This is a genomic window from Streptomyces sp. BA2 (genome assembly GCF_009769735.1).
Classification (GTDB): domain Bacteria; phylum Actinomycetota; class Actinomycetes; order Streptomycetales; family Streptomycetaceae; genus Streptomyces.
In genome coordinates, this window is record NZ_WSRO01000002.1 from 4304405 (window position 1) to 4320356 (window position 15952).

Below are 15952 nucleotides of genomic sequence, written 5' to 3' on the forward strand. Positions count from 1 at the left end.
CGACCCGTCAGCTTCAATGGCTGGTGTGATGGGACATGCAGGGATGGCGGCCACCGTCGTCCGATACCTCAGGTCGGTCGGCGCGCCGACCACCGCCGGACCGGTCGAAGCCCTTCCGCGGCCGCAGTTGCGGGCGGTCGGTGACGACGAGCGTGCGCCGCTCGACGCGGGTGAGTTCCGGCGCGTGCTCGGGAACTTCGCGACCGGCGTGACCGTTGTCACGGCACCGGCATCCGAAGGCGAGGAAGGCCCGGCCGGATTCGCCTGTCAGTCCTTCTCCTCCCTCTCCCTCACCCCGCCCCTGGTCTCCTTCATGGTCGCGCGTACGTCGACGACGTGGCCGCGCATCGCGCGCGCGGGCGTCTTCTGCGTCAACATCCTCGGCGCCGACCAGGGCGCTCTGTGCCGCGGCTTCGCGGTGAGCGGCGCCGACAAGTTCGCCGGTGTCGTGTACGACTCGGCGCCCGTCACCGGTTCGCCCCGCCTGGCCGGCGTACCGGCCTGGGTCGACTGCACGATCCAGGCGGTGCACACCGGGGGCGACCACCTGATCGTGGTCGGCCGGGTGGACGCCCTCGGCGCCACCGACGAGGGCGAACCGCTCCTCTTCCACCGCGGCAAGTTCGGCAGGTTCGACACGCCCGCTTCATCCGGCACTTCCGCTACGTAAGCGCGGGCTCCGCCACCTTCTCCTCCCCCACCCGCCTGATGACCAAGGCCATCAGCGCCGCCGCCGCGCACAGCGCACCGGAGGCGATCCACATCACGTCGTACGACCCGAAGGTGTCCCGTACGACACCGCCGATGACGGCCACGAGCGCGGCTCCCACCTGGTGCGAGGCGAGCACCCAGCCGAAGACGATGGCGCTGTCGTCGCCGTACTGCTCGCGGCAGAGAGCCAGGGTCGGCGGCACGGTCGCCACCCAGTCGAGGCCGTAGAAGACGATGAAGAAGATCATCGGCGGGTGCACGGTCGGTGCGAGGAGCAGCGGCAGGAAGAGCAGCGAGACGCCGCGCAGCGCGTAGTACACGGCAAGGAGCCGCCGCGCGTCGAAGCGGTCCGTGAACCAGCCGGAAGCGATCGTCCCCACGACGTCGAAGACACCGATGACGGCGAGGAGCGAAGCGGCCGCCGTGATCGGCATGCCGTGGTCGTGCGCGGCGGGCACGAAGTGCGTCTGGATCAGGCCGTTCGTCGAGGCGCCGCAGATGGCGAAGGTCCCGGCGAGCAGCCAGAACGGCCCGGTGCGTGCCGCCTTGAACAACACGGTGACCGCACGCCGCGCGGCGCCCGTGGCGGGCGGGGGCTTCTCCACGAACTCCTCGGAGCCGTACGGCTTCAGGCCCACGTCCGCCGGGTGGTCGCGCAGCAGCAGCCACACGAACGGGACGACGGCGAGCGCGGCGAGGGCGACGGTCACCGCGGCGGGACGCCACTCGTACGTCTCCACCAGCCAGGAGAGCAGCGGCAGGAAGATCAGCTGGCCGGACGCGGAGGCCGCCGTCAGGATGCCGGTGACGAGTCCGCGCCGCGTGGTGAACCAGCGGTTGGTGACGGTGGCCGCGAAGGCGAGGGCCATGGACCCCGAGCCGAGGCCGACGAGCAGCCCCCAGCACAGCAGCAGTTGCCAGGCGTGTTGCATCCACACGGTGAGCCCGGAGCCGAGCGCGATCACGATGAGAGCGACCGCCACGACCCGCCGGATGCCGAAGCGGTCCATCAGCGCGGCGGCGAACGGTGCGGTGAGCCCGTACAGCGCGAGGTTGATGGAGACCGCGAGGCCGATCGTGCCGCGCGACCAGTGGAACTCGTCGTGCAGCGGATCGATGAGCAGGCCCGGCAGGGAGCGGAACGCGGCGGCGCCGATGATCGTCACGAAGGTGACGGCGGCGACGAACCACGCCCGGTGGATGCGGCGTCGTCTCCTCGGCGCCTCCAGGGGCCCCTCCAGGGGCGGCTCGACCGGCTGATTCACGTCTGTCTGGGTCACGACAACCAGCATCCGGATCCGTCCACTCCTGAACGAGTGGCCCAAAGGACAGCATTAGCTAGAATCGGGCCATGGCCCCGACGATGACGACTGCCGCTTCGAAGCGGACCGCTCCCCGCCACCGGGTGGTGGTCCTGGCCCTGGACGGTGTCATCCCCTTCGAGTTCGGCATCCCGCAGCGGATCTTCGGTCGCGCGAGAGCCGCTGACGGCGAGCTCCTGTACGAGGTCGTGACCGCGTCCGTCCGCCCGCCGGGCCTGGTGCGCACGGACGCCGACGTCGCGATCCTCGTGGAGAACGGCCCGGAGTGCCTGGCCTCCGCCGACACGGTGGTGGTCCCGGCCTCGTACGAGCTGGGCCCGGTCTACGAGGAGGGCGTCCTGACCGAGGAGCTGTCCTCGGCCCTGGCCCGGATCAAACCGGGCACGCGCCTGATCTCGATCTGCACGGGTGGGTACGTCCTGGCCGCGGCCGGCTATCTCGACGGCCGTACGGCGACGACGCACTGGTCGTCGGCGGAGCACTTCCAGCGTCTCTTTCCCCGGATCACGGTGGATCCGGACGTTCTCTTCATCGACGACGGAGACGTGCTCACCTCGGCGGGTGTGGCGGCGGGCCTCGACCTCTGCCTCCATGTCGTACGCAGCGATCACGGGTCGGCGGTCGCCAACGAGGTGGCCCGCCGTACGGTGGTGCCGCCGCACCGGGACGGGGGCCAGGCCCAGTACATCCAACGCCCGGTTCCGGAACCCCAGTTGGCGACGACGACCTCTGCGCGGGCGTGGGCCCTTGCCCGCCTCCACGAGCCGATCCAGCTCCGCGACATGGCGGATCAGGAATCCATGTCCGTACGCACCTTCACACGCCGCTTCCGTGAGGAGGTGGGGATCAGCCCCGGCCAGTGGCTGGCGCAGCAGCGGGTGGAGCGGGCCCGCCATCTTCTGGAGTCCAGCGATCTCTCCGTGGACCGGGTGGCGCGGGATGCGGGGTTCGGTACGGCGCAGTCGATGCGGGGGCACTTGCAGGCGGCTCTTGGGGTGACTCCAACTGCCTACCGCCGCACTTTCGCCCGGAAGGCTTAGGCGGTGCTCCCGGGGTTTCCCTGGCCGAACAAGCTTTTCCCCCCCACCCACCCGATTGCCCCGCAGCGACCAGTGAACACCCGCACCGGGCAGCGCACGCGAGGGACGGCCACCGGACGATAGCGAGGACGGACATACCGGCACCGCCCCGCCCAAGCCCCGCAGGGACCCCTCAGAACGTCAGCACCCCCCGCGCCACCCGCCCCGCCTCCGCGTCCCCCACCGCCTTCGCGAAGTCCTCCACCGGGTACGTCTCCGTCACCAGCTCGTCAAGGAGCAGGCGCCCCGCCAGATAAAGCTCCGCGTACAGCGCGAAGTCCCGTTGCGGACGCGCCGAACCGTAGCGGCAGCCCAGGATCGACTTGTCCAGGAACAGGGACGAGACCACGAACGACGCCTCGGCCGTGGCCGGCGGCACCCCCAGCAGGATCGCCTGCCCATGCCGGTCCAGAAGGTCGATCGCCTGGCGGATCAGCTCGACCCGGCCCACGCACTCGAAGACGTGGTCCGCCCCCGTCGGCAGCAGCTCCTTCACGCCCTCCGCCTCCGCCGACGCGAAGAAGTGCGTCGCGCCGAACTGCCGCGCCACCCCCTCCTTGCCGGGGTTCGCGTCGACCGCCACGATCCGCGTCGCCCCGGCGATCCTCGCCCCCTGGAGGACATTCAGGCCGATGCCCCCGGTCCCGATCACCACCACACTCTCCCCGCGGTCCACCTTCGCGCGGTTCAGAACAGCGCCGACCCCCGTCACCACCCCGCACCCGATCAACGCCGCCGACGTCAGCGGAATGTCCTCCGGAATCTTCACGGCCTGCACGGCCTTCACCACCGTGCGTTCCGCGAACGCGGAGTTCGCCGCGAACTGGTGGATCGGCCTGCCGCCCCGCGAGAACGGCTGGTCCGGCATCCCGATCGCACGCCGGCACATGGTCGGCCGCCCCCGATTGCATTCCCCGCAGGCCCCGCAGCTGGCGATGGTCGAAAGCGCCACGTGATCACCGGCAGTCACATGCGTCACCCCCGCACCGACCGCCTCCACCACCCCCGCCCCCTCATGGCCCAGCACCACCGGCGACGGAAAAGGGATGGTCCCGTCGATCACCGAAAGGTCGCTGTGGCACAGGCCCGCCGCCGCGACAGCGACAAGCACCTCCCCCGGCCCCGGATCCCGTACCTCAAGGTCGTCGACGACCTCGACCCTGCTCCCCTCGGCCCTGCTCCTGTCGAAAACGACACCCCTCATCGCGCCTTCGCCTCCCTCGGCAGGCCGAGCACGCGCTCGGCGATGATGTTCCGCTGAATCTCGTCCGAGCCGCCGTAGATGGTGTCGGCCCGCGTGAAGAGGAACAGCCTTTGCAGGGCGTCGAGTTCGTACGGAGTGTCCTCGCGCCAGTCCCCGGGGCCGACTGCCCCCACCGCCCCCCGCACCGCCATGGCCAGCTCCCCCAGCCGCTGATGCCACCCGCCCCACAGCAGCTTGGCCACACTGGGCGCACCCGCGTCACCACCGGAGCCCGAACTGCCCAACGTGCGCAGCGCGTTCCACCGCATGACCTTCAACTCGGCCCACTGCCGCACGAGCCGGTCCCGCAGCACGGGGTCGTCGACGGCCCCGCTGTCGAGAGCCTCCCGGACCACGCCCCCGAGCTCCTCAGCGAACCCGATCTGCTGTACGAGTGTGGAGACCCCCCGCTCGAAGCCGAGCAGCCCCATGGCGACGCGCCACCCGTTGCCGACGCCCCCCACCACGTGCGAGGCACGCGCCACCGCACCGTCGAAGAAGACTTCGTTGAACTCGCTCGTCCCCGTCAACTGCCTGATGGGCCGCACCTCGATACGTCCCGGCTGGTCCATCGGCACCAGCAGGAACGAGATCCCCCGGTGTCCGGAAGACCCCGCCTCCGTCCGCGCCAGCACGAAGCACCAGTCCGCTTCTCGGGCGAGCGAGGTCCAGATCTTCTGCCCGGTGACGCGGTACATCTCACCGCTCCCACCGTCCCGCACCGCCGCCGTCCGCAGCCCCGCCAGGTCCGACCCGGCCCCTGGCTCGCTGTACCCCTGGCACCACAGCGCCTCCCCGCGCGCGATGGGCGGCAAGAACTCGTCACGCTGCTCCTGGCTGCCGTACGCGAGCAGGGTCGGGGCCAGCAGGTTCTCGCCGATGTGGCCGTAGCGTCCGGGGGCCCGCACTCGCGCGTACTCCTCCGCCCACACCACCTGCTGGGTGAGCGTCGCCCGCCGATTCCCGTACGTCGCCCGCCGATTCCCGCACGTCGCCCGCCGATTCCCGCACGCGGGAGAGTCCGTGTCCCACCCGAGCCCGATCCACCCGCCCCGCCCCAACTCCCGCTCCCACGCCCGCCTTTCCGCAACGCCCTCGTGCTCACTGCCGGGCCCGCCCCGCCCCGACGCCCCTGCGAACACCCCCGTCAGGTGTTCGCCGAGCCAGGCCCTGGCCTCCGCGCGGAACTCCTCGTCCGCAGGGCCGAATCCGAACTCCACCGCCCCGCCTACGCGTTCGGCCGGTCTTTGGCGGCGGCGGCCTTCGCCATCGCCTCCAGCTGGGCCAGCATCGGCATCGGGTCGACCCCCACCGTCCCCGGCAGGAAGTCGGCGATCTTCTCCGGGGTCCAGCCGCCCTCGACATACCCGGCCCGCAGCTCACGCGGCTGCGCCCACACCGCGATCTTCGGGCCCGCGACCGTGTAGACCTGCCCGGTGATCTTCTCCTCCCGGGCCCGCTCGCTCAGCAGATACGTGACCAGCGCGGCCACGTCCTCCGGCTCCCCGATCTCCTTCAACTCCATGGGGACGTTGGCGGACATCCGCGTGCGCGCGACGGGCGCCACCGCGTTCGCCGTCACCCCGTACTTGTTCAGGCCGAGCGCCGCGCTGCGTACCAGCGAGATGATCCCGCCCTTGGCCGCGCTGTAGTTGGCCTGCGCCACGGACCCCTGGTGGTTGCCGCTGGTGAAGCCGATCAGCGTCCCCGTCCCCTGTTTCCGCATGACCGCCGACGCGGCCCGGAAGACGGTGAACGTGCCCTTCAGGTGCGTGGCGACCACCGGGTCCCACTCCTGTTCGGACATGTTGAAGAGCATCCGCTCCCGCAGGATCCCGGCCACGCACACCACACCGTCGATCCGTCCGAACTCGGCGAGCGCGACGTCCACGATCCGCTGCCCGCCCGCCATGGTCGAGATGTCATCGGCGACGGCGATCGCCTCGCCCCCCGCCGCCTGGATCTCCTTGACCACGCCGTCGGCTATCTCGCTGGTCGGCTGCGCGCCCTCCATGGAGACGCCGTAGTCGTTCACGACGACCTTCGCGCCCTCGGCCGCGGCGGCGAGCGCGACCGCCTTGCCGATGCCGCGCCCGGCACCGGTCACGGCCACCACCTTGCCTGCCAAGAAGTTCCCCACGTCCGGCCCCTTCCCGCGGTTTCTGACGGACCGTTAGATTCTATGACCCGTCAGATACCGGAAGACAAGACCCAGGGAGGACCCATGTCACTGCCGGCCGAGTTCCATGACATCGCCAAACGCGTGAACAACTGGGGTCGTTGGGGTTCCGACGACGAGATCGGCACACTCAACCTCATCACCGACGAGGTGGTCCGCGAGGCCGCCGCCACCATCCGCACCGGCCGCCGCGTCCCGCTCGCGCTGCCCCTCAAGGAGGACGGCGTCCAGACGGGTCTGATACCCGGCCGGGTCAACCCCCTCCACACGATGGTGCAGATCAACCAGGAGCTCTTCGGCCCCGGCACGGTCGCCACCAGCGACGACGCCGTCACGATGGGCCTGCAGACGGCCACCCACTGGGACGCGCTCACCCACGCCTCACACTCGGGGAAGATCTACAACGGCCGCCCGGCGGACACCATCACCGCCCACACCCGCGCGCAGTTCAGCGGCATCGACAAGGTGCCGCACCTCGTCTCGCGCGGCGTGCTGCTCGACGTCGCCCGCGCCAAGGGCGTCGACCGGCTGCCCGGGGACCACGCGGTCACTCCCGAAGACCTGGCGGAGGCCGAGGAGTTCGCGGGGCTCACCGTCCGCGCCGGCGACATCGTCCTCGTACGCACCGGGCAGATCCAGGTCTATCTGGCGGGTGACAAGCACGCGTACGGATATCCGTCGCCCGGCCTGTCGGTCCGCACCCCTGAGTGGTTCCACGCGCGCGATGTCGCGGCGGTCGCCAACGACACCCTCACCTTCGAGATCTTCCCGCCCGAGATCGAGAACCTCTGGCTGCCCGTGCACGCGCTCGACCTGGTCGAGATGGGGATGCTGCAGGGTCAGAACTGGAATCTGGAAAAGTTGTCCACAGCCTGTGCAGAAGTTTCCCGCTACAGCTTCCTTCTCTCCGCGATGCCCGAGCCGTTCATCGGCGGCACGGGAACGCCTGTCGCGCCGGTGGCGGTGCTGTGAGCCTTCGGATGGCGGCGCGCCCCGGCTCCCGCCCCGAGCGCGTCGCCGCGCACGCCGCCATCCGGCTCCGGCGCACTGGTCCCGCCCTCCACGACCGCGAAGGGACCGGCGCCGACGGCGACCCACGTCTCGTCAAGGACCGGGCCACAGACCACCGTCCCTCGACGTCCCCTCGCGGCGAATCGCTGCACACAAGCGTGATCAATCGGACACGGTACGTCAACACCCGTCCGGTGATTAATGAATTATGCCGCTTTTGCACCGACCGCGCACGGCCGCGCATCGTGGCACGTGACGGCGCATGCGGGCGCCCGGCGCCGCCGGGCGGGCCTCAGACCGGAACCGTGCGGGGCTCAGACCGCCTCGTACGCGACGTCCTCGTAGGTCGTTCCGTCGAACGCGACCGCCGCGACGCCCGGCTCGCACCGGTCCACCTCGCACCAGATGCTCTTTCCCGCGCCCTCGGCCTGCCAGCCCCAGCGGTCGGCGAGGCCGTCGACGAGTTCCAGGCCCCGGCCGTTGGTCGCGTCGCCGTCCGCGTGCCGCTGCTTCGGCGGGCGTGCGCTGGCGTCGGCCACCTCGACCCTGACCGTCCCGGGTCCGGCCTCCGCGGCCTCCTCGGGCACATCCGGGACGTCCGGGAGCCGCATGCGCAGCACGGCCGGACAGCCCGTGTGCACCACCGCGTTGGTGACCAGCTCCGAGATCAGCAGGATCAGTGTCTCGGCCAGTGGCTCGTCGACTCCTATCCCGGAACCGGCGAGCCGCGAACGCGCCCACCTTCGGGCCCGCCCCACCTCGGCGGGGTCGGGCCTGACCTCCAGCTGAACTTGAAGCACCTGCACCGCTCACACCATCCGAACCGGCGGACACATCGCCTCGCGACTCCACAGGGTCACGGAACGTGATCCCCTTGAGAGACAGCATGGTTGACGTTCAGTCACCCCAACAAGCGCTTCAGGCATATTCCAGCGCGAAGGAGTACGCGTGCGGCATACTGTGCGACGCGCGCTGCGGGGGGTCGAACAGGCGGGCATGAAGCCCCTTCCTGCACTGCGAGCGGTGCGCATTGCCGGGCCCGGCGCCGCCTCAGGGGCAACACCGGCATGGCTCGACCTCAGAACCACTCGCATCTCACACAAGGTACCGGAGCGGAAGCCCGACTCCATGCCGTGACGAGTCACGCATAGGACACAACCCGATATCGACGCTCAGTAGCCTCCCCCCACTTCGGGGACTTCACAAGTCGATCACTCTCCGCGCCCACCACGAAGGCTCGCAGCGAAGGCTCACAGCGCCGCCGCCAGCTCCTCCTCCGCCCGAGCCGCCGACTGCCCGAGGCCGGCCCGCACCCAGGCCCGCTTCAGATGCAGATGCACGTCGGCCTCCCAGGTGAAGCCCATCCCGCCGTGCACCTGAAGGCAGTCCCGTGCGCCCCGCACCGCCGCCTCGTCGGCGAGCAGCTTGGCCGCCGTTATGTCCGTTCCGTCACCGGTGATTGACGCCGCGTACACGGCGGCGCGGGCGACCTCGGTGCGGACGAGCATCTGCGCGCAGAGGTGCTTGACGGCCTGGAAGGCCCCGATGGGCTGCCCGAATTGGGTACGTTCACGGGCATAGCGGACCGCCATCTCGCAGGTCCTGCCCGCGCTTCCCAGCTGTTCGGCGGCGATGAGCAGGTCCGCCTCCCCGGCTGCGGGCCCCTCGCAGGCGCCGGGCACCCGGTGCAGCGGCGTCAGCGGATCGACGGAGCGCAGGGGTACGGCGCCCGAGACGTCCCCGTGGACCACGTCCGCCTCGTCGAGCCAGGGAACGAGCCCACCGTCGAGCCCGCCGGAGACGGCCGTCACCACGGTCGCCCCCTGGGCCGCTCCCGTGACGTCCCCGGCCGCGAGGAACGTGGCCACCAGCGGCCCGGGGAGCAGCGCGCGCCCCGCCTCCTCGAAGACCAACACGGCCTCCGGAAGCCCGAGTCCGACCCCGCCCTCCTCCTCCGGGACCCGCAGCGAGAAGAACCCGGCATCCCCGAGCTCCCGCCAGAGGGCCCGGTCCAGCGAGGGGGCCCCGGAGTCCACCACCGCGTCCCGCAGGGCGGCCCCGTCGAACCGCCCCTCCAGCAGCTCGCGCAGCCCTGCCTTCAATGCCCGCTGATCTTCCGTCAGTTGAAAGTCCATACGAGCCCTCACCGCCCCTTCGGGAGGCCGAGTATCCGCTCGGCCACGATGTTCTGCTGGATCTGCGAGGTCCCTGCGGCGATCGTGTACGAGAGGGAGGAGAGCCGGTCCAGGGTCCACTCGTGCCCCAGGTCGAGCGCGCCGGGGCCGAGGACCTCGCTCGCGGCCTCGTACAGCTCCTGGCGTGCGTGCGAGTAGCGCAGCTTGAAGACGGACCCGCCGATGCCGGGCACCCCGCTCCCCGACCGTTGCGACTCGCTGACGTTCCACTGCGTGAGGCGCCACAGCGCACCGAACTCCGCGCTCAGCCTGCCGAGCCTGCGTCGCAGGACCGCGTCGTCCCAGCGTCCGTTCTTGCGGGCCTCGCGGGCCAGATCACCCAGGACCCGGCGGCAGGCGACGACCTCCCCCACGAAGGCCGTCCCCCGCTCGTACGACAGGGTCACCATCGTGACGCGCCAGCCGTCGTTCTCCGCGCCGACGCGGTTCGCGGCCGGTACCCGCACCTCGTCGAGGAACACCTCGGCGAACTCCGTCGAGCCCGCGAGCGTGCGCAACGGACGGACCGTGATGCCGGGGGCGTCCATCGGCATCGCGAGCCACGTGATGCCGCGGTGCTTGGGCACGTCCTCGCTCACCGGTGTCGTCCGCACGAGGAGCTCGCACCAGTCGGCGACCTCCGCGTGCGAGGTCCAGATCTTGGATCCGCTCACCACGTAGTCGTCGCCGTCCCGCCACGCGCGCGTGCGCAGTGACGCGAGGTCGGAGCCCGCGTCCGGCTCGCTGAACCCCTGGCACCACACCTCGTCGCCGCGCAGCACGGGCGGCAGCCACCGGGCGCGCTGTTCCGGCGTCCCTTCAGAGGCGATGGTGGGGCCCGCGTGCAGCAGGCCCACGAAGTTCGCCCCTACGTAGGGCGCGCCCGCCTTCTCGGTCTCCTCAAGGAAGATGAGGTGCTGGGTGGGGGTCGCCCCGCGGCCGCCCGCGTCGACGGGCCAGTGCAGGCCCGCGTACCCGGCGTCGTACAGCCTGCGCTGCCACCCCATGTCGTACGCCCTGCGCCCCGGCCAGTCCAACGGGTCGGGGCGCGGCGGCAGTTGGGGGAGCGTCCGGGACAGCCACTCGCGCAGGCCCGCCCGGAAGGATTCCTCCTCCTGCGTGTAGGTGAGGTCCACGTGGTCTCCTCCGGTCATCGCTCCGGCCCCTCCGGCATATCTGATGACCCGTCAGAACGCAGGCTAGCCCCGCACCTCTGGACCGACAAGGCGGTGCGGCTTACGCTCTCGGCACGATCTGACTCTCCGTCAGTTCAGGGCCGTCCATGAGGGGATCGCATGAGGACCTCGGAGAACGAGACCGCGTACGAACTGGGAGCGTCCCGCACCCTCTGGGAGCTCATCGAACGCCGCGCAGCACTCACCCCCGAAGCCCCCGTCCTCATCCAGGCCGCGTCCGACGCGGCCGACGACCGGACGCTGACCTTCGGCGAACTGCGCGACCGCTGCGAGCGCGTGGCCGCGGGGCTCTACGAGATGGGGGTGCGCCCCGGCACCGTCGTGGCCTGGCAGCTGCCCACCCGCATCGAGACCGCCCTGCTCTCCTTCGCGCTCGCCCGCGTCGGCGCGGTCCAGTCGCCGGTCATCCCCTTCTACCGCGACCGCGAAGTCGGCTTCGCGCTACGGGAGTCGAAGGCCGAGTTCTTCGCCGTACCGGGAGTGTGGCGCGGCTTCGACCACACGGAGATGGCAGGGCGGCTCGGCGCACGGGGCGTCTTCGAGGCGTACGCGTACGACGACCTGCCCGACGCCGATCCGTCCGTCCTGCCCCCTCCGCCCTCCGAGGGCACATCGGTGCGCTGGATCTACTGGACTTCGGGCACGACGTCCGACCCCAAGGGCGTGCTGCACACGGACCGTTCGCTGATCGCGGGCGGCTCGTGCCTCGCGCACGCGCTGCACCTCTCGGCGGACGACGTCGGCTCGATGGCGTTCCCGTTCGCGCACATCGCGGGCCCCGACTACACGGTGATGCTGCTCCTGTACGGCTTCCCCGCGGTGATGTTCGAGACCTTCGCGCTGCCGGACGCACTCGACGGCTACCGGCGGCACGGCGTGACGGTGGCGGGCGGTTCGACCGCGTTCTACTCGATGTTCCTCGCCGAGCAGCGGGGGCTCGCGCCGGGCGAGAAGCTCATCCCCTCCCTGCGCCTCCTCGCGGGCGGCGGGGCGCCGAAGCCGCCGGAGATCTATCACGCGGTCGTACGGGAGATGGGCTGCCAACTCACCCACGGCTACGGCATGACCGAGGTGCCGATGATCACCATGGGCGCGCCGGACGACACCGCCGAGAACCTGGCGACCACGGAAGGAATGCCCCCGGAGGGGATGGAGATCCGGGTCACGGACGCCGAGGGCAAGGAGGTGCCCGCCGGGGTCGACGGCGAGGTGCGGCTGCGCGGGGAGGCGGTCTGCCAGGGCTACTTGACTCGTTCTGCTGGGGGTACACCCCCAGACCCCCACGAGCAGAGTGCGGGGGCCTTCGACGCGGACGGCTTCCTGATCACGGGTGACCTGGGGCACGTACGGCCGACAGGGCATCTGGTCCTGACCGGGCGGGCCAAGGACATCATCATCCGCAAGGGCGAGAACATCTCCGCGAAGGAGATCGAGGACCTGCTCCACCGGCATCCGGCGGTCGGGGACGCGGCGGTCATCGGCCTCCCGGACCCCGAACGGGGCGAGCGGGTCTGCGCGGTGATCGAGCAGCGGCCGGGAGGCCAGGTCGCGCTGACGCTCCCCTCCCTGACCGCGTATCTGCGCGGGGAAGGACTCTCCACGTACAAGCTGCCGGAGCAACTGGAACTGGTGGAGGCCCTCCCCCGCAACGAGACGCTGCGCAAAGTGCTCAAGTACAAGCTGCGGGAGCGGTTCGCACAGGGCTAGCTCACGTGCGTGCTCACTCGGGAACGGTGAAGTACGCCGCGAACGCCGCGACGATCTCCTCCTCCGTCACACGCCCGTCCCCGTCGGTGTCGAGCGAGCCGCCCGCGGCGCTCGCGATGTCCTGCGGGACACCGAGCGCCTTCAGCACGCGCTCGACCTCCTGAGGGGTGACCGAACCGTCCGCGTCACCGTCCGCGACGGCGATCACGGCGTCCAGGAACGGCCGTGCGATCTCGGCGAACCGGGCCGGGTTGTCCCGCAGGCGCTTGACCGCGCCGCCCACGAACTCCGGCTTGGTGATCCGCTGGTCGCCGTCACGGTCGGCGATCCCGGCCATGCCCTGCCAGAAGGCCTCGGCGCCGATGTAGAGCGCCTGCCCCTTCTCGGAGCGTGCCGTGGCACCGAACTCGCTGAGCAGGGCGACGGTCGCCGTGCTGAAGTCCTCACGGGAGATGTAGCCGTTGCCATCCTGGTCGAAGGTGGCGAAACGGGCCGCGATCTTACGCTCGTACTCGGCACTGTCCATGGTGTTCGGGCCGCCTCACTTCTGCGGTTGGGTGCGTGTGCACAGGGGGTTCCCTGGGTGTCTGTGGCAGCGAGCGTACGTCTTCGGCGACCGCCCGGAGGCGGGAAGCCGACGCTTGTGCCAAGACCGGGACAAGAGAGGTTGTACCAGGAGTCCGCCCTTGGTGATCTTCCGGGTCTCCGGTGCGTGATCTTCCGGGTCTCCGGTGCGTGATCTCCCGGTCTCCGGTGTCACGCGTCACGCGGAGAGCGGCACCGCCTCGTCGTCCACCGCCGCCGTCACGTCCGGGAAGACCTCGAAGAGCCGGCGTACGCCGAGGGCCGCGAGGACGCGGTTCACGTGGGAGCCGTCCTCGGCGCCCTGCGCGGGCAGTATCAGGCGCAGGCGGCCCTGGCAGGAGCGGAAGAGGCGGCGCGTGGCGATCAGTACGCCGACGCCGCTGGAATCGCAGAACAGCACGTCGGAGAGGTCGAGGACAAGGCTGCGCCGGCCGTCGGCCACGGCGTCGTGCACGCGCTGGCGCACGACAGGCGAGGTCACCAGGTCCATCTCGCCGGACACCCGCAGCACGGCCCAGCCGTCCTGCTCGTCCACGGCCACCTGCAGCGTCACTCGCACGCCTCTCGCTCGCTGATACCGCTCGCTCGTAGCTCGCCGATGCGGAAGCCTTCCCTACGCTTCCTACGTCGCGGCTGCCCCGGCTGTTCTCCATGAAACACCAGTGAGGCCGCTCCCTATCATCCGAGGCCGGGCGCAAGCGCACTTTGCCTTAAAGGGAGTGCGTTGTCGGCGGTGGCGACTACATTCGATGGAGGGTTTCGGGACGAGCTTCGGGACGAGCAGGGAACGGCACGCAAGGAACGGCACGCGCAGAGGGGGCCGCATGGCGAAGGACGCGCCGCGCCGCTGGGACCGCCGCATGCAGCAGCGACTGGCGCACGGGGAGGCGGCCGCGCTCGGCGAGCTGTACGACCGCTTCGCCTCGCTCGTGCACGGCCTCGCCCACCGGGTGCTCGGCGACGAGGAAGCCGCCGACCGGATCACCCGCGAGGTCTTCGCCCACGTCTGGGAGAACCCCGACGCGTACGACCCCAAGCAGGGCCCCCTGCGCTCCTGGGTCGCCACGCTCACCCACCAGCGGGCCGTCCGGCGCCTTCGCCAGACCGAGTCCGCCGCCCTGGCCCGCGGCGGCGAGGGCACCACGGAGGACCTGGAGCGCAAGGTCCGCCGTGCGTCGGCCGCCGCCCGCGCGGACTACATCGTCACGGCCATGCCCGCCCCGCTGCGCGCCGCCCTGGAGCTCGCGTACTTCCAGCGGCGCGACTACCGCCAGACGGCGGCCGACCTCGGCGTGACGGAGGACGAGGCGCGGCGCCGTCTCCGCCTCGGCCTGCAGCTGCTCTCCACCGCGAACGACGCGGCGGGACCGGCGGAGCCGCACCCTTCCCCGGACGCACGTCCCGGTTACGGGAGAGCGCTGTGAACGGGCCCGGCCGGCAGGAACCGTTCGAGAAAGAACCGGACCGTCCCGAGAACGGCGACGGCGCGGGAGACCGGGACGGGCAGGGAGACGGGGCCGCCCGTCGGCCGCCTCGCATACCGCTGCCCCGCAGCTCCATAGAGGACACCGGAAACCCCTTGCCCGACCCTCCGCTCGCCCTCGACCACCGCGTCCTGAAGTCCCTGCTCGGGGCGTGGGCGCTCGCCGCCTGCTCGGTCGAGGAAGCCATGGCCGTCGAGGAGCACCTGGGCCACTGCGGCCCCTGCGCGGAAGAGGCGCTGCGGCTGCGCGACGCGGTGGGCCTGCTGCATCAGGAGGAGAGCCTGGACCTCGACCCGGGCCTGCGCAACCGCGTCATCGAGAGCTGCCTCGGGCGGCGCCCGCCCCGTATCCCGGTGCCCGAGTGGGCCGTTCCGTACGACGCCGAGACCGCGCGGCTCGACGCGCTCCTGCGGGACATCGGCGACTCGGAGTGGCACGCTCCGGTGCGTCTCCGATGGTTCGAGGAGGACAATCCGGTCAGCCGCAAGACGACGGTGGCCGGGGTCATCGCGCACCTCCTCGCCGTCGACGGCCTGGTCGCGCTCGCCCTCGGCCTCGACGACCCGCTCGGCAGGGAGGCGCAGCCGCAGTCCGACCCGAGCCACCGCACCGAGGCGTACTGGCGCGCTTCGTACTTCCCACCCACGCGCGCGGTGCGCGGCCCCTGGCGCGAGCAGACCCACGAGCTGATCCGCACGGTGTCCTTCACGGCGGGCGGCACGCACGGCTCCGGCTCGGGCTCCGGCGGCCTCACCGTTCCCTACAGCGCCCCGGACGAGACGGGCCGCCGCGTCGAGCTGCCGCTGCGGGACTCGATGCTCGACCGCGCCTTCGAGTGCTGGATCCACGCGGGCGACATCGCGGACGCGGTGGACTATCCCTACGAACCGCCGTCCCCGCGCCATCTGCACCGCATGATCGACCTCGCGGCCCGGCTGCTCCCGGGCACGCTCGCCGACCGCCGCCGCGCGGGGCTCGCCGCCCCGGCGCACGGCCTGGTGGCCGCGGGCGCCCCGGGCCGGAGCCTGCGCCTGGAGGTCGAGGGCATGGGCGGCGGCGAGTGGTTCATCCCGCTCGACTCCCCCGGCGCCAGCGCGTCGGCGGACCGTGAGGTGGCGCATGTCGCACTCGACGGCGTCGAGTTCTGCCGCCTGGCCGCGGGCCACGTGTCTCCGGAGGAGGCGGCAGCGGGGCAGGTCGGCGACCGCGAGGCGATCAGGGACGTGCTGTTCGCGGCGGCGTCACTGAGCCGGATGTGAGC

The 15952-nt window shown here is 71.3% G+C and carries 15 protein-coding genes; 6 read left to right on the top strand and 9 right to left on the bottom strand.

Translation table 11 applies throughout. The features are described 5' to 3' along the window. The first annotated feature begins 16 nt into the window (after window positions 1–16). On the top strand, window positions 17–670 hold the full coding sequence (locus tag E5671_RS21910) for a flavin reductase family protein (protein ID WP_202121209.1): 654 nt from the start codon (window positions 17–19) through the stop codon (window positions 668–670). Here E5671_RS21910 and E5671_RS21915 read toward each other — a convergent pair. Beyond that, complete coding sequence (locus tag E5671_RS21915; RefSeq protein WP_443032673.1) at window positions 663–2003, bottom strand: MFS transporter; 1341 nt, start codon at window positions 2001–2003, stop codon at window positions 663–665. The two genes, E5671_RS21910 and E5671_RS21915, sit on opposite strands and share 8 nt — an antisense overlap. Before the next feature lie 59 nt (window positions 2004–2062). Between E5671_RS21915 and E5671_RS21920 the strand changes: the two genes are divergently transcribed. Continuing rightward, the gene (locus E5671_RS21920) at window positions 2063–3073 is read left to right on the top strand and encodes a GlxA family transcriptional regulator (RefSeq protein ID WP_237330215.1); all 1011 of its coding nucleotides are present in this window, start codon (window positions 2063–2065) and stop codon (window positions 3071–3073) included. A gap of 172 nt (window positions 3074–3245) precedes the next feature. On the opposite strand, the gene E5671_RS21925 is transcribed toward E5671_RS21920, so the two are convergent. Genes E5671_RS21925 through E5671_RS21935 form a run of 3 tightly spaced genes read right to left on the bottom strand, consistent with a single transcriptional unit; the run spans window position 3246 to window position 6495 of the window. After that, window positions 3246–4316: a Zn-dependent alcohol dehydrogenase gene (locus E5671_RS21925; protein ID WP_160505661.1), complete on the bottom strand. Its 1071-nt coding sequence runs from the start codon at window positions 4314–4316 to the stop codon at window positions 3246–3248. Further along, entirely contained in the window at window positions 4313–5575 is a 1263-nt protein-coding gene (locus E5671_RS21930; protein WP_160505662.1) for an acyl-CoA dehydrogenase family protein, read from the bottom strand. Before E5671_RS21930 ends, E5671_RS21925 begins: the two co-directional genes overlap by 4 nt. Before the next feature lie 8 nt (window positions 5576–5583). Next, a complete protein-coding gene (locus E5671_RS21935; protein WP_160505663.1) occupies window positions 5584–6495 on the bottom strand; it encodes an SDR family NAD(P)-dependent oxidoreductase in 912 nt (303 codons plus the stop codon). A gap of 84 nt (window positions 6496–6579) precedes the next feature. On the opposite strand from E5671_RS21935, the gene E5671_RS21940 reads away from it, so the two are divergent. Next, a complete protein-coding gene (locus E5671_RS21940) occupies window positions 6580–7506 on the top strand; it encodes a cyclase family protein (RefSeq protein ID WP_160505664.1) in 927 nt (308 codons plus the stop codon). A 353-nt stretch (window positions 7507–7859) separates the two neighbouring features. Here E5671_RS21940 and E5671_RS21945 read toward each other — a convergent pair whose 3' ends face one another. The 3 genes from E5671_RS21945 to E5671_RS21955 all read right to left on the bottom strand — a co-directional run bounded on the left by E5671_RS21945 (window position 7860) and on the right by E5671_RS21955 (window position 10855). After that, the gene (locus E5671_RS21945) at window positions 7860–8351 is read right to left on the bottom strand and encodes an ATP-binding protein (RefSeq protein ID WP_160505665.1); all 492 of its coding nucleotides are present in this window, start codon (window positions 8349–8351) and stop codon (window positions 7860–7862) included. A gap of 444 nt (window positions 8352–8795) precedes the next feature. Then, on the bottom strand, window positions 8796–9680 hold the full coding sequence (locus E5671_RS21950) for an acyl-CoA dehydrogenase family protein (RefSeq protein WP_160505666.1): 885 nt from the start codon (window positions 9678–9680) through the stop codon (window positions 8796–8798). A gap of 8 nt (window positions 9681–9688) precedes the next feature. Next, window positions 9689–10855, bottom strand: a complete 1167-nt coding sequence (locus E5671_RS21955; RefSeq protein WP_160510337.1) for an acyl-CoA dehydrogenase family protein — start codon at window positions 10853–10855, stop codon at window positions 9689–9691. Between the two features lie 159 nt (window positions 10856–11014). On the opposite strand from E5671_RS21955, the gene E5671_RS21960 reads away from it, so the two are divergent. Beyond that, window positions 11015–12622: a class I adenylate-forming enzyme family protein gene (locus E5671_RS21960; protein ID WP_160505667.1), complete on the top strand. Its 1608-nt coding sequence runs from the start codon at window positions 11015–11017 to the stop codon at window positions 12620–12622. Between the two features lie 13 nt (window positions 12623–12635). On the opposite strand, the gene E5671_RS21965 is transcribed toward E5671_RS21960, so the two are convergent. Next, window positions 12636–13148 (bottom strand): EF-hand domain-containing protein, encoded by a 513-nt coding sequence (locus E5671_RS21965; RefSeq protein ID WP_160505668.1) that lies wholly within the window; start codon window positions 13146–13148, stop codon window positions 12636–12638. A 237-nt stretch (window positions 13149–13385) separates the two neighbouring features. Further along, complete coding sequence (locus E5671_RS21970; RefSeq protein WP_160505669.1) at window positions 13386–13760, bottom strand: anti-sigma factor antagonist; 375 nt, start codon at window positions 13758–13760, stop codon at window positions 13386–13388. A 271-nt stretch (window positions 13761–14031) separates the two neighbouring features. Between E5671_RS21970 and E5671_RS21975 the strand changes: the two genes are divergently transcribed. Next, window positions 14032–14631, top strand: coding sequence for a sigma-70 family RNA polymerase sigma factor (locus tag E5671_RS21975; RefSeq protein WP_160505670.1), 600 nt, complete (start codon window positions 14032–14034; stop codon window positions 14629–14631). Next, on the top strand, window positions 14628–15950 hold the full coding sequence (locus tag E5671_RS21980; protein WP_160505671.1) for a zf-HC2 domain-containing protein: 1323 nt from the start codon (window positions 14628–14630) through the stop codon (window positions 15948–15950). The genes E5671_RS21975 and E5671_RS21980 overlap by 4 nt, the downstream gene beginning before the upstream one ends. Window positions 15951–15952 lie beyond the last annotated feature (2 nt).